This is a genomic window from Streptomyces sp. NTD91 (assembly GCF_059510455.1).
Genome location: NZ_JCAJZW010000030.1, coordinates 17,279 through 40,488 on the forward strand (window position 1 = coordinate 17,279; position 23,210 = coordinate 40,488).

General features: G+C 70.9%; 21 protein-coding genes. 6 read left to right on the plus strand and 15 right to left on the minus strand.

All coding sequences use genetic code 11. The features are described from left to right. Positions 1-29 precede the first annotated feature (29 nt). Positions 30-443, minus strand: coding sequence for an MFS transporter (locus AC5WRT_RS26605; protein WP_496093769.1), 414 nt, complete (start codon positions 441-443; stop codon positions 30-32). 142 nt (positions 444-585) lie between these two features. Between AC5WRT_RS26605 and AC5WRT_RS26610 the strand changes: the two genes are divergently transcribed. Next, a complete protein-coding gene (locus AC5WRT_RS26610; protein WP_496093768.1) occupies positions 586-909 on the plus strand; it encodes a hypothetical protein in 324 nt (107 codons plus the stop codon). Between the two features lie 327 nt (positions 910-1,236). Here AC5WRT_RS26610 and narI read toward each other — a convergent pair whose 3' ends face one another. The 5 genes from narI to AC5WRT_RS26635 form a co-directional block, all read right to left on the minus strand. Next, positions 1,237-1,980, minus strand: a complete 744-nt coding sequence (gene narI / locus AC5WRT_RS26615) for a respiratory nitrate reductase subunit gamma (protein ID WP_496100664.1) — start codon at positions 1,978-1,980, stop codon at positions 1,237-1,239. Further along, positions 1,977-2,696 carry a nitrate reductase molybdenum cofactor assembly chaperone gene (gene narJ / locus AC5WRT_RS26620; protein WP_496093766.1) on the minus strand — a complete coding sequence of 240 codons (720 nt, stop codon included), beginning with the start codon at positions 2,694-2,696 and terminating at the stop codon, positions 1,977-1,979. The genes narI and narJ overlap by 4 nt, the downstream gene beginning before the upstream one ends. Beyond that, positions 2,693-4,327 carry a nitrate reductase subunit beta gene (gene narH / locus AC5WRT_RS26625; protein ID WP_496093765.1) on the minus strand — a complete coding sequence of 545 codons (1,635 nt, stop codon included), beginning with the start codon at positions 4,325-4,327 and terminating at the stop codon, positions 2,693-2,695. The genes narJ and narH overlap by 4 nt, the downstream gene beginning before the upstream one ends. Continuing rightward, positions 4,327-7,983 (minus strand): nitrate reductase subunit alpha, encoded by a 3,657-nt coding sequence (locus AC5WRT_RS26630; protein ID WP_496100670.1) that lies wholly within the window; start codon positions 7,981-7,983, stop codon positions 4,327-4,329. Before AC5WRT_RS26630 ends, narH begins: the two co-directional genes overlap by 1 nt. A gap of 610 nt (positions 7,984-8,593) precedes the next feature. Next, on the minus strand, positions 8,594-9,661 hold the full coding sequence (locus AC5WRT_RS26635; protein ID WP_496100665.1) for a tellurite resistance/C4-dicarboxylate transporter family protein: 1,068 nt from the start codon (positions 9,659-9,661) through the stop codon (positions 8,594-8,596). A gap of 461 nt (positions 9,662-10,122) precedes the next feature. Here AC5WRT_RS26635 and AC5WRT_RS26640 point away from each other — a divergent pair, with 461 nt between their 5' ends. Next, positions 10,123-10,383, plus strand: coding sequence for a universal stress protein (locus AC5WRT_RS26640; protein ID WP_496100666.1), 261 nt, complete (start codon positions 10,123-10,125; stop codon positions 10,381-10,383). A gap of 173 nt (positions 10,384-10,556) precedes the next feature. Here AC5WRT_RS26640 and AC5WRT_RS26645 read toward each other — a convergent pair whose 3' ends face one another. Next, complete coding sequence (locus tag AC5WRT_RS26645) at positions 10,557-10,766, minus strand: hypothetical protein (RefSeq protein WP_496093762.1); 210 nt, start codon at positions 10,764-10,766, stop codon at positions 10,557-10,559. 223 nt (positions 10,767-10,989) lie between these two features. On the opposite strand from AC5WRT_RS26645, the gene AC5WRT_RS26650 reads away from it, so the two are divergent. Continuing rightward, positions 10,990-12,348 (plus strand): PP2C family protein-serine/threonine phosphatase, encoded by a 1,359-nt coding sequence (locus AC5WRT_RS26650; protein WP_496100667.1) that lies wholly within the window; start codon positions 10,990-10,992, stop codon positions 12,346-12,348. Between the two features lie 71 nt (positions 12,349-12,419). Here the strand turns inward: AC5WRT_RS26650 and AC5WRT_RS26655 are convergent, their stop codons facing one another. From AC5WRT_RS26655 to AC5WRT_RS26665, 3 genes are all read right to left on the minus strand, one after another. After that, the gene (locus AC5WRT_RS26655) at positions 12,420-12,839 is read right to left on the minus strand and encodes an STAS domain-containing protein (RefSeq protein WP_496093760.1); all 420 of its coding nucleotides are present in this window, start codon (positions 12,837-12,839) and stop codon (positions 12,420-12,422) included. A 434-nt stretch (positions 12,840-13,273) separates the two neighbouring features. Further along, positions 13,274-13,477: a hypothetical protein gene (locus AC5WRT_RS26660; protein ID WP_496093759.1), complete on the minus strand. Its 204-nt coding sequence runs from the start codon at positions 13,475-13,477 to the stop codon at positions 13,274-13,276. Then, positions 13,471-13,947 carry a rhodanese-like domain-containing protein gene (locus AC5WRT_RS26665; RefSeq protein ID WP_496093758.1) on the minus strand — a complete coding sequence of 159 codons (477 nt, stop codon included), beginning with the start codon at positions 13,945-13,947 and terminating at the stop codon, positions 13,471-13,473. Before AC5WRT_RS26665 ends, AC5WRT_RS26660 begins: the two co-directional genes overlap by 7 nt. Before the next feature lie 623 nt (positions 13,948-14,570). On the opposite strand from AC5WRT_RS26665, the gene AC5WRT_RS26670 reads away from it, so the two are divergent. After that, entirely contained in the window at positions 14,571-15,062 is a 492-nt protein-coding gene (locus AC5WRT_RS26670) for an Lrp/AsnC family transcriptional regulator (protein WP_496093757.1), read from the plus strand. A 400-nt stretch (positions 15,063-15,462) separates the two neighbouring features. Here AC5WRT_RS26670 and AC5WRT_RS26675 read toward each other — a convergent pair whose 3' ends face one another. The 4 genes from AC5WRT_RS26675 to AC5WRT_RS26690 form a co-directional block, all read right to left on the minus strand. Further along, the gene (locus AC5WRT_RS26675) at positions 15,463-17,322 is read right to left on the minus strand and encodes a GMC family oxidoreductase (RefSeq protein ID WP_496093756.1); all 1,860 of its coding nucleotides are present in this window, start codon (positions 17,320-17,322) and stop codon (positions 15,463-15,465) included. Beyond that, positions 17,319-18,680 (minus strand): tocopherol cyclase family protein, encoded by a 1,362-nt coding sequence (locus AC5WRT_RS26680; RefSeq protein WP_496093755.1) that lies wholly within the window; start codon positions 18,678-18,680, stop codon positions 17,319-17,321. The genes AC5WRT_RS26675 and AC5WRT_RS26680 overlap by 4 nt, the downstream gene beginning before the upstream one ends. 29 nt (positions 18,681-18,709) lie before the next feature. After that, entirely contained in the window at positions 18,710-19,426 is a 717-nt protein-coding gene (locus AC5WRT_RS26685; protein ID WP_496093754.1) for a FadR/GntR family transcriptional regulator, read from the minus strand. Positions 19,427-19,671: 245 nt separating this feature from the next. After that, the gene (locus tag AC5WRT_RS26690; protein WP_496093753.1) at positions 19,672-20,895 is read right to left on the minus strand and encodes a saccharopine dehydrogenase family protein; all 1,224 of its coding nucleotides are present in this window, start codon (positions 20,893-20,895) and stop codon (positions 19,672-19,674) included. 132 nt (positions 20,896-21,027) lie between these two features. On the opposite strand from AC5WRT_RS26690, the gene AC5WRT_RS26695 reads away from it, so the two are divergent. After that, a complete protein-coding gene (locus AC5WRT_RS26695; RefSeq protein WP_496093752.1) occupies positions 21,028-21,810 on the plus strand; it encodes a TetR/AcrR family transcriptional regulator in 783 nt (260 codons plus the stop codon). A gap of 201 nt (positions 21,811-22,011) precedes the next feature. Here the strand turns inward: AC5WRT_RS26695 and AC5WRT_RS26700 are convergent, their stop codons facing one another. Beyond that, entirely contained in the window at positions 22,012-22,617 is a 606-nt protein-coding gene (locus AC5WRT_RS26700; RefSeq protein WP_496093751.1) for a TetR/AcrR family transcriptional regulator, read from the minus strand. A 132-nt stretch (positions 22,618-22,749) separates the two neighbouring features. Between AC5WRT_RS26700 and AC5WRT_RS26705 the strand changes: the two genes are divergently transcribed. Further along, on the plus strand, positions 22,750-23,208 hold the full coding sequence (locus tag AC5WRT_RS26705; RefSeq protein WP_496093750.1) for a cupin domain-containing protein: 459 nt from the start codon (positions 22,750-22,752) through the stop codon (positions 23,206-23,208). Positions 23,209-23,210 lie beyond the last annotated feature (2 nt).

The window sequence follows — 23,210 nt, forward strand, 5'->3', positions numbered from 1 at the left end:
GGGGAACTCCTTCGGGTTTCGACGCGCGGTCAGCGCGTGGTCGCGGGCTGGTCGGCGGGAACGGGAACGGACGTCGGCGCGTCCAGGTGCGGTTGCTCGGCGGATCCGCGCTCGCGCTGGACGAGGGCGGCCACGGCGGAGACGGCCAGCAGGACGACGGACAGCCACAGGCTTTTGGCGATGCCGCCGACGGAGTCCGACAGCAGGCCCGAGACCAGCGGGCCGATCGCCTGGCCGACGCTGAAGGCGACGGTCAGCAGGGCGATGCCCGAGGTCCGGGCGTGCTGGGGCAGCATGCGGCGGGCGAGCACGGTGACGGAGGGGGCTGATCGGCCGGCTGCGTGGCGGCGCGGCCCCGGCCCTGGTGTCCGTGGTGGTGCGACTGCTCCGGGGTCCGGACGCGGTTCAGATGCCCGCGCAGCGCCTGGAACTGGATGGGCCACAGGGCGAGCAGGGCGCTCGCGGCGATCTGTGGCTCGGGGTCCTCCGGGCTCATCTCATTGCGCTCAGCCAGGACTTCGGCGGCTACGGCGACCTGCTGATCGGCACCAGCACAGCGGCTTCACCGGCGCCGGAGGATTCTTCATGGCCAAAATCCTCGGCACCGTCCGCACCAAGATGCTTGCCAAGGGCCTGCCCGCCGTGCTGAACGACCTCGACGATGAGGGCACCCTGCGCCCCAAGCGGCACTGGGGAAAGCCGTCAAAGCGAACAGCGCCGGACCGACCGCACTGCCTGAGCATGCGCGACGGCACTACCGCCCTGCCGGCCGTCACCATCGCCGCTCCTCATGCGGGCCCGACGCACGTCGAGTACATGGGCGCGACTCTCGCCCGCGGCGGGAGGGCCGGTCGGATCGTGCAACGTCTGCTCGCCCATTTCACCAATTTCACCCAGTGGGCGTCGTAGAAACGAGGGAAAACCTGTCGCCTGAGTCTCGCCGGTGGGGCACCTGCCGGGGCGCGGTCACCGGGGACCTGCTGCAGCCTGTTCCAAGTGGTCCGGTTGCCGGGGAGGACCTTCCCCGCTCGCGCGGTCACGTGTACTACGTGGCCTTCGAGACCGCCAAGGTCGTCGCCCTGACGGCTCTGGGGATCAGCCTGCTGGCGCAGTAGCCCGGCTGCAGGCCGGGACCCTCATGCCGAACACGGCCTCTCCTGCGGGCCGGGTGGTGAGGTGCACTCGGTCGTGACTTCGGTGACAGTCGGCTGATCGGGGGCTGGTCTGCGAGCGCTGTCAGTAGCGGACGCCGATGCGGCGCCAGCGGCGTCCGCTGGTGCCGGGTTCGGTGGGGTGGGCGGCGGTACGGGAGCGGTAGAGGACGAACGGTCGCCACAGGTACCACAGCGGGATGCTCCAGGCATGGACGAGCCTGGTGAAGGGCCACACGGCAAGGATGGCCCAGGCTGCGGTGGCGTGGATCCGGTAGATGAGCGGGGCGTGGGAGATCGCGTCGACGTCGGGGCTGCCGGCGAACAGGCCGCGGAACCACAGGGCAACACTCCGCCGGTAGTCGTAGCCGGCTCCCAGGAGGTTGACGCCCATCGTGGGGATGATGCCGAGCACGATCACGATCGCCAGAAGGATCAGCGCGAGCCAGTCGACCGGGCTGGTGGTGGCCCGCACCCGGGGCACGGTGGTGCGGCGGAAAGCGAGGATCACCACGCCGGAGATGACGGCGAGGGCGGCGACGGTGCCGCCGATGGAGGAGAACCAGCGGTAGGTGTCCTCCGGGATGCCCAGCCAGTGGGTGAATGATTCGGGGACGAGGATGCCCATCACGTGTCCGGCAATGGCGGCGAAGGTGCCGTAGTGGAACAGCGGCCCGCCCCATTTCAGCAGTCGGCGCTCCTGGAGCTGGGTGGAGCGGCTGGTCCAGCCGAACCGGTCGTAGCGCCAGCGCCAGACGTGGCCGACGACGAAGGTGACGAGGGCGAGGTAGGGCAGGATGACCCACCACCACAGGTCCCAGGAGCTCATCGGCTCTCCTTGGCGCTCAGGAATGCTCTCGTGGTCGGGGAGGGGGCCGACGCCGGTTGCCCGCGCACGGATTGAGGATCCAGTCCGGTCTGTTCCGGTGGCCCGAAGGATTCCAGGCCGACCTGTTCACCGGGCGGTCCCTGGTCGGCCAGCCGGCGCCAGGCATCGCGTTCACGGCGGGTTGGTTCGGGCAGACGGCCGCAGAGCGTGTCGAGGACGCCGGCGTAGGTGCTGGAGTGTTCGTGGAGGGCCTGGCGGAGGAGTTCGAGGCCGGCCTGACACTGCAGGAGAACGCGGTGGCCGGGTTCGGGGGCGAGCACGGCGAATTCCAGGATCAGCGGGAGGAAGTCGGGCAGCTCCGCCTCGGGCGGTTGGTGGCCGGCCCGGCGGTAGGTGTGTTTGAGGGCGAGCAGGGCCATGCCGCGGGCGCGGGTGTCACCGTGCCGGTAGTAGGTCAGGTACAGGCTGCGCCGCCGGGTGTGGTCGAAGGTGTCGACGTACTGCTGGGCGGCCTCGGGGCGGGGCAGGCGCCGCAGGTGGTCGCAGGCTGCGGCGAGCCGGGAGCGGTCGGCCGGGTGAGCGACGGCGGGGAGAGCGGCGGCGACGTCGTCGAGGTCGGCGAGCATGGCCTCGTCGGGGTAGCGCAGCAGGATCGAGGCGATGCGGTGCACCAGTGGCGTGTCGGCTGCGTCGCGTCGGGTGCGGCGGGGGATCATCGGCCGCCCCCGTCGCCGCCGAAGAGGCCGGGGGCCGGGCCGGTGCCGTTCCAGCCGAGGAGGTTGAAGCGCACTGTCCCGTCGCTGTCGCGGAACTGGCTGCCGCCGCCCGATGGGGCGAGGCCCGGCAGGGGTGGCGGGGCCGCCGACCGTTGGTCCTCGTCGTGGGCGGCGAGGTCGGCCACGCCCCCGGGGTAGTCCAGGGAGCAGTGCTGGGCCATCAGCGCGCCACTGCCCTCGGCGTGCACCTTGGGGACGACGTAGCGGTCGTCGTACTTGGCGATGGCCAGCAGCCGGTAGAGGTCCTCGATGTCGGCGGCGCCCGCACCGACAGAGTCGAGCAGTTCCTGGTCGGGCGGGTCACCGAGTTGCCGGGCGCGCATGTGGGCACGCATCGCGGTCAGTTTGCGCAGCACCTCCTCCACGACCGTGGTGTCTCCGGCGGTGAAGAGGTTGGCCAGGTACTCCATGGGGATGCGCAGGGCGTCGATGGCGGCGAACACACGGTCGGGGTCGTCGTCGTGGTAACCGGTGGCGTGCACCGCGTCCGCGACGGGGGACAGCGGCGGGACATACCAGACCATGGGCATGGTGCGGTACTCCGGGTGCAGCGGCAGCGCCACCCGGTGCTTCTTGATCAGCGCGTACACCGGGGAACGCCGGGCGGCCTGGATCCAGTCGTGGGCGATGCCGTCACGTTCGGCCGCCGCCTGCACCCCGGGGTCGTCCGGGTCGAGGAAGACCGACAGTTGCGCCTCGTACAGGTCCTTGTCGTCCTTGACGGAGGCGGCCTTCAGGACGGCGTCTGCGTCGTACAGCATCACGCCGAGATGACGCAGCCGGCCCACGCAGGTCTCGGAGCAGATGGTGGGCTGTCCGGCCTCGATGCGCGGGTAGCAGAAGGTGCACTTCTCGGCCTTGCCGGTGCGGTGGTTGAAGTAGACCTTCTTGTAGGGGCAGCCGGAGACGCAGAACCGCCAGCCGCGGCAACGGTCCTGGTCGACCAGGACGATGCCGTCCTCCTCCCGCTTGTACATCGCCCCCGACGGGCAGGAGGCCACGCAGGAGGGGTTGAGACAGTGCTCGCAGATCCGCGGCAGATAGAACATGAACGTGTGCTCGAACTCCATCCGCACCCGCTCCGACAGGCCCTCCAGGTTGGGGTCCGTGGTGGCGTACCCGGCGGCTCCGGCCAGGTCGTCGTCCCAGTTCGGGCCGTGCACGGGCCGCATGTCACGCCCGGTCAGCTGGGACTTGGGCCGGGCGCCGGTGAAGCTGTCGGACAGCGGCGCGGTGGTCAGGCTCTGGTAGTCGTACGTCCAGGGTTCGTAGAAGTCGTCGAGCGAGGGCATGTCGGGGTTGTAGAAGAGGCTGAGCAGTTTGCGCATCCGGCCGCCCGCCTTCAGCGTCAGTTTGCCCCGGCGGTTCAGGGTCCAGCCGCCCTTCCACTTCTCCTGGTCCTCGTAGCGGCGCGGGTACCCGGCGCCCGGCTTGGTCTCGACGTTGTTGAACCAGACGTACTCCGATCCGGGCCGGTTGGTCCAGGTCTGCTTGCAGGTGACCGAGCAGGTGTGGCAGCCGATGCACTTGTCGAGGTTCATCACCATGGCCACTTGCGCCATCACGCGCATCAGAACTGCACCTCCTGGCTGCGGCGGCGGATGACGGTGATCTCGTCGCGTTGGTTGCCGGTGGGGCCGATGTAGTTGAAGCCGTAGGAGAACTGGGCGTAGCCGCCGATCAGGTGGGTGGGTTTGATCAGGAGCCGGGTCAGGGAGTTGTCGCCGCCGCCGTGCAGGCCGGACGTCTCCGTCTTCGGCACGTTCAGGTGCCGGTCCATGGTGTGGTACATGTACACCGTGCCCTCGGGCATGCGGTGGGTGACCACAGCCCGGCAGGCGACCACGCCGTTGCGGTTGTACGCCTCGATCCAGTCGTTGTCGGACACCCCGATCTTCTCCGCGTCCTTCGGGCTCATCCAGATCACCGGGCCGCCGCGGAAGAGGGTGAGCATGTGCAGGTTCTCCTGGTACTCGGAGTGGATCGACCACTTCGAGTGCGGGGTCAGGTAGCGCACCACGAGCTCCGGGCGGCCGTCCGGAGAGCGGGTCGGGTCGCCGAAGTGGGCCACTATGTTCAACGGCGGCCGGTAGACGGGAAGTTGTTCGCCGAACTCCGCCATCCAGTCGTGGTCGAGGAAGAAGTGCTGGCGGCCGGTGAGGGTGTGCCAGGGCTTGAGGCGTTCGACGTTCACGGTGAACGGGGAGTAGCGCCGCCCACCGGACTCGGTGCCCGACCACTCCGCAGAGGTGATCACCGCGCGGGGCTGGGTGCGGGTGTCCTCGAAGGTGATCCGGTCGCCGGAGCGTTCCTCGGCCAGGTCGGCCAGGTCCACGCCGGTGCGTTTCTCCAGCGCGCGCAGCGATCGAACGGCGAGGCGCCCGTTGGTGGTGCCGGACAGGGCCAGGATCGCCTCGCAGAACTGGTCGTCGCGGGCGATCGAGGGACGCCCGTCGGCGACGCCACCGCGGACGGTGCCGTTGCGGGAGCGCAGGTGGGCGATCTCTTCGTCGGGCTTCCAGGTGAGGCCCTTGGTGGTGGTGCCCAGGCTGTCCAGCAGCGGTCCGACGGCGGCCATCTTCTCGGCCACTTTGGTGTAGTCCCGTTCCACCACGATCAGTTTCGGCATGGTGCGGCCCGGTACCGGCTCGCACTCCCCGGCCTTCCAGTCCCGCACCCTGCCGTGCGGCTGGGCCATCTCGTCCGCCGTGTCGTGGGCGAGTGGGGCCGCGACGACGTCCCGCCGCACCCCGAGATGGGTTGTGGCCAGGCGGGAGAACTCGGCCGCGACGGTGTGGAAGATGTCGAAGTCGGTGCGGGTCTGCCACGGGGGTGCGATGGCGGGGTTGAAGGCGTGCACGAACGGGTGCATGTCGGTGGAGGACAGGTCGTGCTTCTCGTACCAGGTCGCCGCGGGCAGCACGACGTCGGAGAACAGGCAGGTGCTGGTCATGCGGAAGTCGACCGCGACCGACAGGTCGAGTTTGCCGACCGGGGCCTGCTCGCGCCAGGTGACGTCCCTGGGCCGCAGCTGCGGCGGGGTCTGCCCGGCGGTGACGGCGTCGTCGGTGCCGAGCAGGTGTCGCAGCATGTACTCGTGGCCCTTCATCGACGACGCGAACAGGTTCGCCCGCCAGATGAGCAGGACCCGGGGGAAGTTCGCCGGGTCGTCGGGGTCCTCGGCGGCGAACCTGAGCCGCCCGGCCTTCAGTTCGTCGACGACGTGGTGGGCGACCTCCTTGCCCGCCCGTTCGGCGTCGTCGCACACGTCCAGCGGGTTGCGGTCGAACGCCGGGTGCGAGGGCATCCAGCCCAGCCGGGCGGCCAGCGCGTTGCAGTCCGGCAGGGTGCGTCCCGCCAGCCGGCCCTGCCCGAGCGGACTGGTCAGCGTGTCGGCGGGGAACGCCTCGTAGCGCCACTGGTCGGTGGCCAGCCAGAACAGCGGCGTGCCCACCATGTGCCGGGTGGGCCGCTGCCAGTCCAGGCCGAACGCGAGGTGGAACCAGCCGGTCAGCGGGCGCACCTTCTCCTGGCCGACGTAGTGCGCCCAGCCGCCGCCGTTGACACCCTGGCTGCCGGTGAGCATCACCAGGGACAGGAACGCGCGGTAGATCTGGTCGGAGTGGAACCAGTGGTTGGTCCCGGCCCCCATCGCGATCATCGAACGGCCGCCTGTGCGCTCGGCGTTGCGGGCGAATTCCCGGGCCACCCGGGCGGCCGCCTTCGCGGACACCGAGGTGATCGTCTCCTGCCAGGCGGGGGTGTACGGGCTGTCCGCGTCGTCGTATCCGGACGGCCACTGGCCGGGCAGGCCCTCACGGGCCACCCCGTACTGGGCGAGCACCAGGTCGAAGACGGTGGTCACCAGATGGCCCCCGACCCGGGCCGCCGGCACGCCGCGCCGCAGCACTCCCCCGCCCTCGCCGGGGCCGGCGTCGAAACGGGGCAGGTCGACCGCCACCGCCTCGCCGCCGGGGCGGCCGTGCAGGGACAGCAGCGGGTCGACGCCGTCCAGCCGCAGGTTCCATCGCGGCTCCTGGGCGTCCTTCGGGGACGTCCAGCGGAAGCCCAGCGACCCGTTGGGCACAGCGGGTTCACCGGTAAGCGCGTCCAGCAGCACGGTCTTGAACTTGTCCGCCTCAGCACCCGTGCCGGGCAGGTCGGCAGCGGTGAGGAATTTGTCCGGAACGTACCCGCCGCCGTCCCGCTCCCGTAGCCGCACCAGGAACGGCAGGTCGGTATAGGTCTTGGCGTACTCGGTGAAGTACGGCACCTGCCGGTCGCGGTAGAACTCGCTCAGGATGACATGGCCCATGGCCATGGCCAGCGCGCCATCGGTGCCCGGGGCGGCTGCGAGCCAGTCGTCGGCGAACTTTGTGTGGTCGCCGTAGTCCGGGGAGACCACCACGACCTTCTGCCCCCGGTAACGGGCCTCTGTCATGAAGTGCGCGTCCGGCGTACGGGTGATCGGCAGGTTGGTGCCCCACACGATCAGATAGCCGGCGTTCCACCAGTCCCCGGACTCCGGCACGTCCGTCTGGTCACCGAACACCTGCGGCGAGGCCATCGGCAGGTCCGCATACCAGTCGTAGAAGGACGAGATCGTCCCGCCGATCATCGACAGGTACCGCGTCCCGGCCGCGTAGGACACCATCGACATCGCCGGGATCGGAGAGAAGCCCACGATGCGGTCGGGGCCGTACCGCTTGACGGTGTGCACCTGCGCCGCTGCCACCAGTTCGGTCACCTCCTGCCAGGTGCAGCGCACGAAGCCGCCCTTGCCGCGCGCCCGCTTGTAGGTGGCGCACCGCTCGGGGTCCGAGGTCAGCCACTCCCACGCTTCCACCGGGTCGGGGTGCTGCTCCTTCGCCCGCCGCCACAGTTCCAGGAGCGGGCCGCGCACGTACGGGTAGCGGATGCGGGTGGGAGAGTAGGTGTACCAGGAGAACGACGCACCGCGCGGGCAGCCCCGCGGCTCGTACTCCGGCGAGTCGGGGCCGACGGACGGATAGTCGGTGGCCTGGGTCTCCCAGGTGATCAGGCCGTCCTTGACGAACACCCGCCACGAGCAGGACCCGGTGCAGTTCACCCCGTGCGTGGAGCGCACCTCACGGTCGTGGCGCCACCGCTCGTGGTAGAACTCCTCCGCCTCCCGGCCGCCCTCGCGGTACAGCATCCGCCGGTCGGGTGACTGGGTACCGGGGAAGAAGTACTGCGCCGTACGCATCAGTCGCTCCGCCGCGGCATCAGCCCGGTCCGTGCTCACACCGTTCGCCTCCTCGGCCGCAGTTGCCTTCGCCCGCATCGGCGCCCGGTAATTTCTCGCACGGTGCCCAGCCATGAGGCGCAAGGATCACCGTGCCCCACTGGAGGCGCGACCGAGCAGGTACGACACACCGTTCGCCTCCACGGCGTCGGTGCCGGCAGGGCTGTTCGGCCGACCGGCAACACCCCGGTCGGCGACCCGGCGCCCCGGAACCGGGCGGCACAATCGTGCGTCGGCGCGCCGAAAGACCTGCAGGCATCCGGAGACTGGGCGGGCGCCGTGGTGTTCCCGGTCGGGCGCGGGATCCAGGAGCGGATCACGGGTGGCCGGAGCGTGGACCGGGCGCCGAGCGCGTGACCTGCCGGCCTCGGACGACGTGACCGGACAGCCGTGGCCGTGGCCAACTGGCCACCCCCTTGCCGTCGTCGCACACTCACCGGTCCGACGCACGCACCACGGGCGGTCCAGCACAGCGTCCACGCGGGCGAACGAAACCGGCCACGGACAGTCTTGGCCTTGCGCACCCGGCTTGCAACCGGCCAATCACACGAACAGTCTTTTGTACACTGCGTCACTTCTCCTGTCCCCGCCGGTGGGAGTGCCAAAGCAGGGTGAGCGGTGCGGCAAGCATCCCGGCGAAGACCGCCGTCCACACCGCGAGCGCCGCCCACGCCTCGCCGACGCCGGTCGCGGTCATCCATGCCCAGCCTGCCGCGTCGCCCAGTTCCCGGCTCGCCACCCCGTACATGCCGACCGGGAAGACCATGCTCCACAGGCTCGTCCGGTACCGCAGCGGAACGCGGTGCAGCACGTGCCGCCACACGCCGAGGGCGAGCAGGAGCGGGATCAGCCAGGTGCAGAACGACCACGCCACGGCGGACACGCCCACCACGAACGCCCAGGGCAGCAGTGCGTCCGCGGGCGGGAGGCGAAGAAGCCTCGCGCCGGCCAGCACACTGATCGCGGCAGCGCCCATGAACACCCAGTAGGGCGGCACCAGTTCCTCCGGAACGAGGGGTTCCAGCAGAAGCCGGGCCAGTGCCAGCGTGGCCACCAGCAGGTACTGCAGCAGTCCGACGGCCCAGCACACCGAGGCCAGCACGCCCAGGGCCCGGCCGCCGGTGTGCTGCGCGAGGGCGGCGGTGGCGACCGCGACGGACTGCGTGCCCACCACCCAGATGAACCAGGTGCCGTTCACCTGACGCAGCGACAGGGGCCGCCCGGACGAGACCAGCAGCAGCGGCACACCGTAACCGAGCACCAGCCATCCGACCGCGCCGAGCACGGTCAGCGCGGCGGCCGCGCCGTCGTGCCGGTCGAGGGCCAGTCGGCCGGCCAGCACCTCGGAGGCGGCGACGACGGTGAGGAAGGCGAAACCGTGCGGCCCTGCCAGGTCGGAGCGGAAACCCGGCCACCGGTACGCCGCACGCCACAGATAGCCCGCCCACAGCACCGCGTATCCCGCGGCCGCGATCCACAGCAGGACGACCGAGGAGGCCGTCGCGCCGCCCTCGGTCAGCGCGGTGGACACGATGCCCGTGGCCATGACGAAGGCGAACGCCCCGGGATTGAGGTCCTCCGCCGCACTCGCCACCGCACCCCTGCGCTTATGGGGCGGTGCACCGCCTACGACAGCCACGACGTCACCTCCACCTCCACCGCTCGCACGCCGGTTCAGCCTGCGCCGGCCCGCAGCGACCGTGGTGGCCGATGCGGCACGCTCGTCCCTGGCCCCCGAGGAAGAGTGCCGCACGCGACCGTCCGTTACACGTACACGAATCGCGTCGTGGTTTCACGGTGGGGAAGGTACGCGGCGCCTTCCCCGGCACGCCCGGTGCCGGAACCGGGGCGATCGGTACGGTGCCTGGTGTGCCCCTGCGGAGTGCGTGAGCGAAGCCCTGACCGGTGAAGGTGAGCAGGTTCACCGTGCGTCCGCTGCTCCGGCGCATCCTGTCGTGGTGGGCTACGACGGATTCGCGGCCGGCCGCGGCGCGCCGGCGTGGGCGGCCGGATCGGACCGCCCTGCCGGGCGGCGGCTGCTCGTCGCGCACATCACTGACGTGCCCATGGCGTACGGCCCCGGGAACGGCAGTCGTCCCCGTGGCGGAGCGGGAGGGCGATGCGCTCGCCCGGCCGCGGCCGAACCCGCCGACACTCCCCGCGACCACGCCGGCCGGTCTGGACGTCCACGTCACGGCCTGCACCGGCGATGCGGCGCGTGAGCCGGCCCGTCCGGCGGATGAGCATCAGGCCGACGCGCTGGTGCTCGGCGCTCCGGAGCACCGGCCGCACCACCTCGTCGGGTCGCTCCCGGCGTGGACGGCCCGCCCTGCACAGTGCCCCGTCGTCATCGTGCCCTGATCGTTCCGAACGCGCCGTCGACACGGCAGGGGATCGTGAAACGACCGGCACGCCCGCCGGACCCGTCTCGGCGCCGTCGCCGCGCGGAACTCTCGCCGCTGCCACGACGCGATCTCATCGTCATGCAGCTGGCCGGGCAGGCCAGTCGCCCGGTGCAGGACAGGATGCGCAGGTCAGGCCGCGTCGGGCCGCTGCTCCGGCACTTCCGTGTGGGTTCGGGCAGCGTTCTGCGATGCGCGTCCCGAAATCAGACGCAGGTGACGGCGGGCGGGGGCGCGGTCCGCCGGGTCCCGTCCGGTTCCGGCCAGCCAGTCCTCGATGCGGTCCGTTGCGATCAGCAGCAGCACCAGCACGGGGAGCAGCAGAGCGGCGACGAAGAGCACGAGAGGGCTCCTTCCCTCACGACGCGAGCGCCTTCCGGGTGCCCGCAAACCGATGCGCGTCAGCCGCGACGGGTGAAGGTCCGGTGAACGTGTGGCAGGCCGGTTGCCCGGATCGAGCGCCCGGTGCGGCGCGGGTCGCGGGCTGGATTCGGGGTAGTGAACGCCTAGGGTGGCGTCGCTGGACGAGGTGATGACACTCGCCAGTCGCGGGAAGGAAGCAGGTATGGCGCGCGATCCGCGACCGCGGCCGGGCGACGGCTTCGGCCCTGACGACGCCGCGCCCGAGGCGAATCGGCTGCCGGTGCCCGAGGGCGCTCGCGATGTTCCGGGCGCGCAAGCGCCGGAGGCGCCCTCGGACCAGCGCCGCTTGCGGCGCCTGCTGGACGCAGTCGTGGCCATCAGTGCCGACCTGGACACCGAGGCGGTGCTGCATCACATCGTGGAGGCGGCCGCGGACCTGGTCGGCACGCGCTACGGGGCGTTGGGCGTGCTCGGGGAGAGCGGCGCATTCGCCGACCTGATCACCGTGGGCATCGACGACCCGCAGCTGTGCGCCGCCCTGGGCCTGCCGCAGGGCCATGGCGTGCTGCGGACCCTGGTGGCCGACCGGCGGCCGTTGCGGGTGTCGGAGCTGGCCGAGCATCCTCACGCCGTCGGGTTTCCGGGCGGGCACCCGGTCATGACGACGCTGCTGGGTGTCCCGCTCTTGGTGCGCGACACCGTGTACGGGGATCTCTACCTGGCCGACAGGCGGGACGGCACGCCGTTCACCGACGATGACGAGGCGCTCCTGACCGCGCTGGCCAGCGCAGCGAGTGTCAGCATCGAGAACGCCCGCCTGTACGAGCATCTCAAGCACTCCGCCGAGCATTTCCAGCGCAGCATGCTGCCCGCCCTTCCCGACCTGGCGCCGATCGAGGTACAGGCGCGCTACCAGCCGGCCTCACAGCTGCCCAAGCTCGGCGGGGACTGGTACGACGCCCTGCGGCTGCCCGACGGCGCCACGGGTGTCGTCGTCGGTGACGTCACCGGTCACGATGTCGAGGCCGCGCCGTTGATGGGGCAGATCCGCAACATGCTGCGCGCCCTGGCCCACGACCGGGGCGGGCCGCCGAGCCTGGTGGTCTCGAAACTCGACGCCGCTTTGACGATGTTCGGCCCTCCTCCGGTCGCGACGCTGGTGTTCGGCCGTATCGAGGGCGGCGGCGAGGGCGGGTACACATTCCGGTGGACCAACGCCGGGCATCCGCCACCACTGGTGGTCACCGCCGACGGCGCCACCCAGTACCTGGATCCCGCCAGGCACGGGATCCCCGTCGGCATCGAACCTTCCGTCCCGAGGTTCGACCACGCGCATCCGCTGCCGCCGGAGGCCACGCTGCTGCTGTTCACCGACGGCCTGGTCGAGCGACGCGACGAGGACATCGACGACGGCCTGCGTGCGTTGGCCGAGCATGCCTCGCGGCTGGTCCGGGCCCCTGTGAACGTCCTGTGCGACGAGCTGATGGCCGGACGTGGCCAGAGGTTCGACGACGACGTCGCCCTGCTCGCCCTGCGCCTTCCGGGCGCGGCCGGCAGCTGAGCGCCGACCCGGCCCGGCCTCGACACGTCGGTCCCTGACCACGGTGCCCGCGGTCAGGGACGGGTCGTCGTTCAAGCCCGGTCGGTTCCCTCGGGGGGATGCGGCCAGTGCGCCAGGCTGCCGGGCAAGGGGGTGGACTGCGCCGCTTCCGTTGCCGAGGGATACATGTCGTAGCTCTGGCCCATGCCGCTGAGGTCGAAGATCCTCAGCATCCGGCCGGAGACGGAGGCGATACGCAGCGAGCCTTCGCGTTCACGGATGCGTTTCGTGATTGCCACGATCACGCCCAGCCCCATCGAGTCCATGAAGGTGACGAAGCCCAGGTCCAGGACGAAGTGGCGGTGTCCCTCATCGACGAGCCTGATCACCGCTTCCCGGATCATGGGAGCGGTGTGCGCATCCACCTCACCGTCGACCTCGACAACGGTCCAGCCGTTGACCGAGTCATAGCTCACCATCATGCTCTCGTGCCGGATGATGTTCGTTCGCATGGACATCTCTCTTCAAGCCTGCGGACGGTGCGGCTGCGTCGCCCGCGCCCGGTTCTCCGTGGCCCGGCCACAGGTCGGACGCTGTCGGTGTACCACTGTCGCTGCCCTCGATGGCGCAGCGCGGAAATCGTCGTACTGGTGGTCACCCCGACGACGGGCCGGTCACGCACCATCCGGGCGAGGCTGTCGTGCACCGGCCGCCGTCGGCCCAGATCATCCGGCCAGATCGACACCCCCGCCTCACGCAGCCGGGCAAGAGCATCACTCGCGATGTCCTCCAGACGAGCACAGGACCCTGGGCAGTGGCAGTGGCAGTGGATCCGGTTCCGGCCCAGGTCCATCGTCGTGGACCAGGCGGCCCGCCGCACGACAGGGCGCCACCGGTCCGGCCCGGTCTCACACCCACCGGTGCGGGTGGCCACCAACGACGCGGATCAAACCCAGGTCCCCAGGCCCGGCGCGCGCTCGCTGCCGCTGCGCCGGTCTTGGGCGGACTCCAGCCGAGCGGCAAGGTTCCCGGGCACCGGATCGGCCCCCTCGTAGGCCGCGTGCGCCGCGCACAGCCGGGTCACCGCCGACAGGTCGGCAACGGTGGCCGGGCAAACCGTGCCGCCCGGCCCCGCGAGGAGTATCAGCATGCGCAGCTGACGGAGCCCACGGGCCCGGTGAGCGGGTCGAGTTCACGCTGCTCGGTACTGGTCGCGCTCACGACCGGGAAGCCTTCCCGGATCCAGTACTCGATGCCGCCGATCATCTCCTTGACCCGGTAGCCCAGTTGCGCGAGTACCAGCGCCGCACGGGTCGCCCCGTCGCAACCCGGCCCCCAGCAGTAGGTGACCACGGGAACCGCGGGGTCCAGCAGATGTCCGGCCCGAGCCGGGATCTCGGCAGTGGGCAGGTGCAGCGCACCGGGCACATGGCCCTGCTGCCAGCCCGCAATCCCTCGTGAGTCGACAAGGACGAAGCCCGGGTCGCCGGAGTGCAGCGAGGCATGGACGTCGGAGACGTCGGCCTGGAAGGTGAGACGGGCGGCGAAGAATGCAGCGGCCTCGGCCGGCGCCGCGGGCGGGACGCGCATGGCCGCGCTGGGGAAAGTGGTGTCTGTCATGAGTCAAACGCTACGGTTCGCCCCTCCGTACTGGAATGTGCAATCCACGGCTCTTTCAGGATCTGGCCGTGATTACCTCGGTGATCGGACCAGATGACCGGTGAATGCCTTCCGGTGCCGAAAGGACCGTCTACCAGGCGTTCACGCTCATGGGCAGGACCACAGCAGGCTCTGCGGACGACGGCGGACTTCCTGCCACCGACGGTCTCCCTGTTCTTCCGCTTCCACGGCCACGCCGCAGGCCCGGCCCGGCAAGGGCCGGCACCACCCAGCACCGGGAACGTCTCCCGGCCGACCTGTCAGGTCGCGGTGTTCGTGTGGTCACCCGTCCCGGCCCGACTCGACCCAGGGCCGCTGCGAGAGGAAGAGGCCGGACCGCTTCGGGCCTGCTCGAAGCCGCCCGGCAACCTTGGTCCCGGTCGGCCGCCGTCCGTGGCCCGTCCATGACGAACCGACCGGCACCCGCCCGGAGTCATCCGCCCGGCGAGGCATGTGGCGACCGCGCGGCGGCTTCGGCGGGAGCCGCGGACGGCACCTTCAGCAGGGCTTGCGAAGTGCCGCTGGAGCGGATGATCAGCGGCCTTCCGTGGCCAGGACCGGGGATGCCATGGTATTTCTCACCCATGGCCGCCGACTCCCTTGACGAGACTGATATCCGCATCCTGGAAGCCCTGCAACAGGACGGGCGGGCAAGCTACGCCGAGTTGGCGCGGGCCGTGTCCATGTCGGCAAGTGCTGTCACCGAACGGGTGCGGCGGCTGGAGGAGAGCGGTGTGATCCGCGGCTACTCAGCCGTGGTGGACCCGGAACGACTTGGACTCGGCATCCTGGCTTTCGTCCGCCTCCGCTACCCCACGGGCAACTACAGACCGTTCCAGGACCTGGTTGCCAACACCCCCGAGATCATGGAGGCACACCACGTCACCGGTGAGGACTGCTTCGTGCTCAAGGTCCTCGCTCGTTCCATGCGCCACCTGGAGACGACGACGGGCCGAATCGCCGGGCTCGGCTCCGTCACGACCAGCATCGTCTACTCCAGCCCCCTCTCGAACCGAGCGATCACGACGACAGCCTCGACACCGGAGCGGGAAGACCGGGCGCATCGACCTGCATGACGATCTCGCGGCCCATCTCGGCAGGTCGGAGGCTGACGAGCCATGACCGCACGTGCACGAAGCAGGACGTCCCACGGGCTGCGAGTCCGGTGGAGAAGCGGCGGGCCTGGGCGTCCCAATCATAGTCCGTCCGACCGAAGTGCCGCAGGACGCCCAGGAGTTGATGCGTCTACGCAAGCGTGAACAGCCGCGGGCACGCCTCGTACGGCCCGGCAGGGCGGACGCGGGGTCGAGGGGGCGCTCCAGGGCGATCGTCAGCTCCGGGCGCCTGTCCCGGCCGTGCTCGCCCACGGCCGGATCACCTGCAAATGCGGCGCTTGCGCAGCTCTCGCCGGTCAGGGTCGCAGTCGTATCCCTTGTCACCGAGCAGTGAATGCGTTCCACCCGTGCCGCGCTCCGGTCAGCGGGCCTCGGTGACACAACGTTGAGTGACGGCCAGGGCAGCGGCCATGATGCTCAGTTGCGGGTTCACCTCCGGACAGCTCGGCAGTACGGAGCCGTCGGCGATCAGTACTCCGTGCACGCCTCTGAGGCGTCCCTCCGGGTCGGCAGGTGACCGCTCGGGGTCGGCGCCGGCAGCGACCGTGCCCGTGGGATGGAAGGCCGACACATGGAGGTTGCGCACGCTGACCGTGTCGAGCAGCGCCTCCAGCTGGGCAGGGGTTCGGGCGCGCGGTGCGCCGGGGACTCCGGTCAGGACCTCCTGGGCGCCGGCGGCGAACAGCAAGTGGCCCATGGCCCGTTGGGCACGCAGCAGCCGACCGGCGTCACGCTCCGCCAAGTCGTAGCGCAGCAGCGTACGGGTGCGCCCCAGGACGCGGCCGGAGGGCCGGTCGGCGATCATGGCACCCAGGGTCGCCAGCCGGTCCGTCTGCTCGAGTTCGCGTCGCAGTTCGCGACCGACACCGGGGAGGACGAAAGAGCTCATGCCGGGAGGCGCCGAGGTGGCCTCGATGAGGATCCCGTCGGCGTGCAGCTGCTCCACTCCGACACTCTGCAGGACGCCTTTCCAGCTGGTGACCGGGTGGCCGAAGCGGCCCGCGACACTGATGGCGGGGTGCACGCTCAGGTTGTGGCCGAGCCTCGGGTGGCGGCCCAGACCAGAACGTCGCAGCAGGGGCGGCGTGTGCAGAGCCCCGGCGGCGACCACGACCAACGGGCTGAGGATCTCCAGTTCGCTGCCGTCCGCGCGGCGGGCCAGCACCCCGGCAGCCCGTGGGCCCGCCGGTCCGTCGCGGTCGGTCAGTATGCGCCGTACACGGGCGCCGGTCACGATGCGGGCTCCGGCCGAGCAGGCCTCGGGCAGCACGGACAGCTGGACGCTCTGTTTGGCGCCGGAAGGGCAGCCCACGACGCACTGGCATGAGCCCCGGCAGCCCGGGGCGTTGCGCCGCAGGGGCGCGGCGGCCCAGCCGAGCCGCCTGGCGCCGGCGAGTGCGAGCAGCCCGTTGTTGCCCAGGACGTCCAGCGGCTGCGGTGCCACGCGCAGGGTGCGCTCGACCTCGTCGAGGTGGGCGTCGAGGCCCTCGACGACCTCGAATCCGTGGTGCCGCAGCCAGCGGGCGACGACGTGGTCCGGAGTGCGGTAGCAGGTACCCGAGTTGACGACGGTCGTACCGCCGACCGCACGGCCCACCGGCAGCACCAGCGGTGGGTTGCCGACGGCGATCGTCGCTCCGCCGTCCCGGTACAGGTCGATGAAGCGGTCCAACGGTTTGCGTCCCGCGAACGACGCGGTCGTGTGGTGCTCCCCCTCCTCGAGTACGACCACGCTCATGCCGGATGCCGCGAGCGTGCGGGCGGCCATCGCTCCCCCGGCGCCGGATCCGACGACGACCGCGTCGGCGGTGGAACGCGAGGGCCAGTGGCCTGAGGGCGTGCAGTCGAGCGGCGGGTCCTCTGCGGCGGGCACCGGGAGCACGGGCTCATGGTGCAGGAGCCGTTCGGTGCCGGCGGCCAGCAGCAGCGGCACCTTGACCGCGTCCAGCAGCGGCAGCAGTGGCCGGCGGGAGGCCAGCGACGCGATGACGTGCTGCCGCCCTGCCGCATCGAGCGCGGACAGCCGTCTGCCGGTGCGGACAACGGCGTAGGCGTCGACGGCCGCCGCCGCGCCATGTACCGCCGCCCGTGCCGGGGCGGGCATGGCGCCGAGCAGTGCCGTGACGCGCCGGGGTACGGCACCGGACCATGGATCAGTGCCGTCGTCCGCGAGCACCGCAGCGACAAGTCCGCCAAGCTGACGTGGGGTTGGGGAACTCATCGCCGACCCACCTCCGCATGGGCGGTACCCGACAGCCGCCATACGGCCTCCGTCCGCCATCCGCCCCGCCAGCGCTCCAGGTGCACGTCCGCGTCCGCCCGCTCACTGTTGTGGCACACCGCGGGCGTGCCATCCGGATCGGTGTAGTCGAGTGCGAGTGTCTGCTCCGGTCGCTGGCTCACCGTCACCCGTATCCGGCGCAGGCCGGCGCGACCCTGCACCTTCCACCGCGGCAGCCCGATGTCCGCCCGGAACCGGCCGATGCCCGCCCAGCCCACGGCAGACCGCTCCGCTCTGCGGGGCCATGTGCGACCGCCCCGGTGCAGGCGCAGGAACACCAGTGGGGGCAGCCGGTCCAGTCCCCGTCGCATCGACACCGCGGCGACGATCTCCAGCACGTCGCCGCCGCCCAGGTCGGCGTGGAGCCAGGCCCAGTGGCGGCCGTTGCCGTGGCCGTAGATGCGGGCGCTCGCACCGGGCGCGTCCTCAAGCCGTAGCTCGTCCGCGCCGTGACGGACGGTTCCGGTGTAGCGGGCGCGCGCTGCGGGGAGCATGTGCGAGGCCGGCAGCCAGGGGTGCCGCCAGGACCAGCGCGGAAAGGTGTGCAGCGGCGGGCCCTGCGGCCGCTCGGTGAGCGCCCAGCTGAACGGGCCGGCCTCGCCGGTGAGGCGGCCGGGGAGGGCTTGGACGTCCCCGGTGCTGAACCCGCCCGGTTGCCGCTCCCAGAGCGTGGGTCCGAAGCGGGCGTGCTCCACCGGGCCGCTCTTGGGGAAGAGGGCCGCCCAGCCGTGGGCGTAGGCGGGTGAGCCGTCGCTGGGCGCGACGACCTCGTGGTGCAGCCAGACGCCGCTACCCGTCGCGGGATCGGTCACAGTGGTGTACCAGACCTCCGTCCGTCCCGGTGTGCCGTCCCAGCGCGGGGCCGGATTCCGCTCGGTGGTGGGCTCGGTCTGCCGGGGGAACCGGAAGCCGGCGAGGAAGGGCAGCAGGCCGGTGGCGAGGGGGAAGCGCAGGATGCCCTCACCCACGCGTTCCCCGTCCTCGTACAGGGTGTACGGCAGCACGGTCATCGAGCGGAGGGGTCGCTTGAACGACACCGCCTTCCAGCCGTCCAGCAGCAGGCGCCGGCCCTCCAGGTCGAAGCTGACGCGGTAGCGAATCCTGCGGCGCGCCAGCGGTGAGATCTCCATCTCACCCGCGATCTCGCGGTCGTCGGTCCGGCCGGCTATCCGTATCCGTCCTGTCAGTCGGGCCTGCGTCGTGCGCTGGGGCAGCGGCACCCGGTCGGCATGCACCACGAGGTCGAGCCGTACGGGGCGGTCGGCTTCCTCACCGGCCAGGCGTCCGCGGCCCGTCATGGTCTCCCGGAACACTGTTCCACGCGGACTCACCGGGCAGCCTCCCCGCGTCCCGAGGACCGCGCCAGGCCCTCGAGCATGATGCGTTCGGTCGCCGACAGGTAGTCGGCGGCGTTGCTACGCGCCGCTTCCTGCTCGCCGGCCGCCACGGCTTCGACCACGGGCGCCAGGCGGCTCTGGGCGGTGCGGGCGTCCACGAAGGGTCCCACCAGGGCGGCGCGCACCGGCAGGTACGCGTTGAACAGCGTGTTGGTCAGCAGGACGTACACGCGGTTGCCCGTGGCCCGGGCCAGTGCCCGGTGCACCTCGGCGTCCGCCACCTGTGCCTGGTCGCCGCCGTCCGCCTGCCCAACGGCCGCCAGCAGACGGCGAAGTTCGTCGATCTGGTCGGCCGTCGCACGGGCCGCGGCCCGTTCCGCGATCAACGCGCCGATGCTGCGCCGCACTTCGAAGATCTCACCGATCCAGTCGGGGCTGTGGCGCACGAGCATCGGCAGCAGGTCCGCCCCGCCCAGGCGCAGGAAGTCCCGTACCCGCGTACCCACTCCATGCCGGGTCTCCAGCAGGCCGACGTGCACCAGGCGGCCGAAGGCGTGTTTGAGCGTGGTGCGGGTGACTCCGAACCCGTCGGCGAGTTCACGTTCCGGCGGCAGATAGCTCCCGGCAGGATGCCGCCCGGCGAGTATGTCCTCCCGCAGCCTTCTCTCCAGCACGTCGACGATCGTCTCCCGCGGCAGCGCTTCCACACCGGCCTCCAAAGGCACACTGGTTGAGTGGATGAGCCACTCAACCAGTGGCGGCCCGTGAAGTCAACGGCTGTACGCCGTCGTTGGGGCAGTTACGGGAAACGGCCTGACGATCACAGCCCATGAGTGCGAATTCAACTGGCGGACGGGGGCGGCTCACCTGGGCATACACGATCGAAGAACACGAGCCGACCGGACGCGCATGCGAGACCGCCACCACGGCTGCGTCGCCGGGCCGGGACGGCTCAGCACTCCTCGCGCAGACCCCAGGGAGAGCCGTATTCGCTGAGCAAGTCCAGGAAGGGGCGCGGAGGCAGTGCCTCCGGCCCGAGCACGCCTCTGCCGGTCCAGGCGCCTGAAGACAGGAGCTCCAGAGCGACGACGGGGTTGACCGCCGTCTGCCAGACGACGGCCTGCGAGCCGTACTCGCGCATCGACCACTGGTTGTCGACCACGTGGTACAGGTAGACCTCGCGCGCCGAGCCGCCCTTGGTGCCCTTCACCCACGTACCGGCACAGGTCTTGCCCGTCATGCGTGCTCCCAGGGTGGCCGGGTCGGGCAGGCAGGCGGCGACGACGTCCCGCGGGGAGACCTCCACGGGTCCGTCGGTGCCGGGGACGGTCGTCTTGGCCGTCGAGTCCAGGCCGAGATCGTGCAGGGTCCTCAGCTTGGCGATGAACTCGTCACCGAGCCCGTACTTGAAGGTGACACGACGAGCATCCACCCAGCGCGGGATCAGCAGCACCTCCTCGTGTTCGACGTTGACGCACTCCACCGGGCCTATCCCGTCCGGAAAGTCGAAGACCTCGGGCTCGCTGAACGGCGCGGTGGTGAACCAGCCGCGCTCCTTCTCGTACACGACCGGAGGGTTGAGGCACTCCTCGATGGTCGTCCAGATACTGAAGGAGGGGGCGAAGGCGTAACCCTCGACCGTCAGGTTGGCGCCGTCCCGGATGCCGATCTCCTCGATGTCGTCGAAGAGTTCGTCGGCCGCGTACCGGGCGAAGACGTCGGACAGGCCGGGCTCGACGCCCATGCCGACCAGCGCCAGCCGTCCGGCCTCCTCCCAGAGCCGGGCCATGGCGAACTGTTCGTCCCCGAGCTTCACGCCGCATTCCTCGTGCGGCCGCGAGGCGTGCGGCACGGACAGGGACATCGCCATGTCGATGTAGTGCACGCCGGCCTCCAGGGACGCCTGGAAGAGCGGCATCACGAACCTCGGGTCGGTGGCGTTGAGCAGCACGTCGCACCGCTCATCGATGAGCATCCGCCGGACCGCGTCCTGGTTTGACGCGTCCAGTCGGCGCGCGCCGAATCGGCCTCTTTGCTCCGTCAGCGCCGCGACCGCGGCCTCGGCACGGTCGAGGTGGTAGTCGGCCACGACCAGGCGCTCGAGGAAGTCACGACGCGCCGCGATACGGGTTACGGCCGTGCCGACACCGCCCGCGCCCACAAGTAGTACCCGCATGTCACACACCCTCCTTCGGGGAGGCGGACGCCTCCGGCAGGGCTCGATGCAACGGGATGCCCGGACGTAACGTCAACCTTGTTGGCATAAGGTGCGCCCCGAAGGAACGGCCGGCGGCGGAGGAGACGACTCATGGCGAAGCAAGTGGTGCCGGAGGCGGCGCGCCGACGACGCAAGCCCACGCGCGCCGGCACGGTACTGTCCGAGGAGATCATCGTCCGGACCGCTCTGCGTGTCCTGCGGGAGCACGGCAGCACCGGCCTGACGGCACGCCGTCTGGGCGCGGCGCTGGACGCCGATCCCAGCACCCTTTACCGCTACTTCGCCGGCATGGACGATCTGACGCGGGCCATCGGTGACGAGCTGATGGGACGGGCTCTCGACAGCTGGACGGCCACCGGGCAGTGGCGCACGGACCTGCGCGCACTCGGCCGGGCCGTCCACGCCGCCTACCTCGCCCACCCGCAGGCTGCCGTACTCACCGCCAGCCGGGTCACCGGCCGGCCCCGTGAGATCGCGGTGGACGAGATCGTTCTCGGCATCCTGCGCGGTGCGGGGCTGCCGGACCCGGTGGCCGTACGCGTGTACCACGCGTTCATCGACCAGAGTCTCGCCTTCGCCGCGCTCGACGCGGGGTCCCTGGCGCTGGCGGACGAGGCTCGTGCCGGGGACGAGGCGATGTGGCGCTCCACCTACGCCCGGCTGCCTGCCGATTCACACCCCAACATCGCCGCCACGGCCCAGCTCCTCGCCCGGCGCATGCCGCACAGCGCCTATCCGGCCGCCCTGGAGATGCTGCTGGAGCACACCGCCGCGCAACTGTCCGAGGCCATGAGCACCGCCGAGCCGGCGCGCCGCAGCGGCACGAGCGCCCCTCCAGGCGCTGTGCAGCCGCCTGGGGCTGCAAGCCGGTGATCCAGGTGGCGGTCCTGATGCGGCCCTCGGTGCGGGTGGAAGGGCGCGCCACGGACGTACTCGATCCCTCGGCACGCTGTCGAACGCCTCGCTGACGGCATCGACGAGGCCTCGCCCGCGCTGCCGTCAGCGAGGTCGCCGGCCACTGAGTCTTCGCGCCCGGTCCGTACCGGTTGATGAGCGGCCAGCCCCTTGGCGCTGCTACTTGAGCGCGGGGACGGCGGCTCGTGTGAGAGTGGTGGCCGTTCGTACGGCGCTGGCGACGGCGTCCTGCGGGGCGAGCCCGCACAGATCGGTGAGGGTGAAGAGCGCCTCGGCGCCGACGACCACGGCAAGGTCCCGCTTGAGTTGGGCGAAAGCCTCCGGATCCGTCACCCCGAGGGTTCCTTCGAGGGGCGCGAGCGCGTGGGCGATCAGGCCGAATCGGATCCCTGGCCGTGAGGTCGCGGCGTCGGGGTCGGTGACGGTGGCCGAGATCATCGCTCGTACCGCCCCCTGGCGGGCGAGTATGCCGCGCAGCAGGAACTCACAGGCGTAGGCGACGCGTTCGACGGGATCCGCGCAGTCCGCGACCGGCGCGAGCGCCTCGGCGGGAGGCGGCCAGGTCCCGGCCAGGGCCTCGCTGATCAGGGAGGGCAGGTCGGGAAAGTACCGGTAGGCGGTGGCTTCCGAGACCAGGGCCGCGCGGGCGATCGCGGGCATGGTCACCTCGCCTCCGGCCTCGATGAGTTCGCGGGCGGCCGCCACGATCGCGGTACGCGTGCGCTTCTTCTGGTTGGTGCGGCCGCCACTCGGCTGCGTCGTCATCGTCGGGCCCTCCTCCTGTCCGCCGGCCATCATCTTAGCATCGCTCTCTCTTCATGAGAGCCAACTTGCATGACGTTGGGCGACTCTCTACTCTCATGAGAGTCAACTCTCACGAATGGTCAGGTGACAGCAATGAGCGACGTTTCCGTGGTCGGCCCGGACGCCGGCGAGACGATCCGGTTGGGTTCCACACAGATCCGCATCCTCGAGGACGGCAGCACCACCGGGCACCGCCTCGGGATCGGTGAGATCACCATCGCCCCGCACACCCAGGGGCCGCCCCAGCACCGCCACGCCCAGCACGACGAGGGCTTCTACGTCGTCTCCGGCACCGTTCACTTCACCGTCGGCCGGACGACTCATGTCGCCCCGGCAGGCACTCTCGCGATGATCCCGCCCGGCGCCCCGCACACCTTCGCCAACCTCGGCGACGAGCCGGCGGTCATGCTCAACACCTTCACGCCCGACCTGTACGTGCAGTACTTCCGCGACCTGCGGAACATGATCGCCGAAGGCCAGGAACCGACCCCGGAGTCGGTGGCCGAGGTCATGAGCCGTTACGCCACGACTCCCGCCACCGACTTCGCATGACG

What these genes read in the sequence shown, in the direction of transcription:
- AC5WRT_RS26610 (WP_496093768.1), top strand. Translation starts at nt 586, where the DNA reads ATGGCCAAAATCCTCGGCACCGTCCGCACCAAGATGCTTGCCAAGGGC.
- narI (WP_496100664.1), bottom strand. Translation starts at nt 1,980, where the DNA reads ATGAGCTCCTGGGACCTGTGGTGGTGGGTCATCCTGCCCTACCTCGCC.
- narJ (WP_496093766.1), bottom strand. Translation starts at nt 2,696, where the DNA reads ATGATCCCCCGCCGCACCCGACGCGACGCAGCCGACACGCCACTGGTG.
- narH (WP_496093765.1), bottom strand. Translation starts at nt 4,327, where the DNA reads ATGCGCGTGATGGCGCAAGTGGCCATGGTGATGAACCTCGACAAGTGC.
- AC5WRT_RS26630 (WP_496100670.1), bottom strand. Translation starts at nt 7,983, where the DNA reads ATGCGTACGGCGCAGTACTTCTTCCCCGGTACCCAGTCACCCGACCGG.
- AC5WRT_RS26650 (WP_496100667.1), top strand. Translation starts at nt 10,990, where the DNA reads ATGGCGCGCGATCCGCGACCGCGGCCGGGCGACGGCTTCGGCCCTGAC.
- AC5WRT_RS26655 (WP_496093760.1), bottom strand. Translation starts at nt 12,839, where the DNA reads ATGCGAACGAACATCATCCGGCACGAGAGCATGATGGTGAGCTATGAC.
- AC5WRT_RS26660 (WP_496093759.1), bottom strand. Translation starts at nt 13,477, where the DNA reads ATGCTGATACTCCTCGCGGGGCCGGGCGGCACGGTTTGCCCGGCCACC.
- AC5WRT_RS26665 (WP_496093758.1), bottom strand. Translation starts at nt 13,947, where the DNA reads ATGACAGACACCACTTTCCCCAGCGCGGCCATGCGCGTCCCGCCCGCG.
- AC5WRT_RS26670 (WP_496093757.1), top strand. Translation starts at nt 14,571, where the DNA reads ATGGCCGCCGACTCCCTTGACGAGACTGATATCCGCATCCTGGAAGCC.
- AC5WRT_RS26675 (WP_496093756.1), bottom strand. Translation starts at nt 17,322, where the DNA reads ATGAGTTCCCCAACCCCACGTCAGCTTGGCGGACTTGTCGCTGCGGTG.
- AC5WRT_RS26680 (WP_496093755.1), bottom strand. Translation starts at nt 18,680, where the DNA reads ATGACGGGCCGCGGACGCCTGGCCGGTGAGGAAGCCGACCGCCCCGTA.
- AC5WRT_RS26690 (WP_496093753.1), bottom strand. Translation starts at nt 20,895, where the DNA reads ATGCGGGTACTACTTGTGGGCGCGGGCGGTGTCGGCACGGCCGTAACC.
- AC5WRT_RS26695 (WP_496093752.1), top strand. Translation starts at nt 21,028, where the DNA reads ATGGCGAAGCAAGTGGTGCCGGAGGCGGCGCGCCGACGACGCAAGCCC.
- AC5WRT_RS26700 (WP_496093751.1), bottom strand. Translation starts at nt 22,617, where the DNA reads ATGACGACGCAGCCGAGTGGCGGCCGCACCAACCAGAAGAAGCGCACG.
- AC5WRT_RS26705 (WP_496093750.1), top strand. Translation starts at nt 22,750, where the DNA reads ATGAGCGACGTTTCCGTGGTCGGCCCGGACGCCGGCGAGACGATCCGG.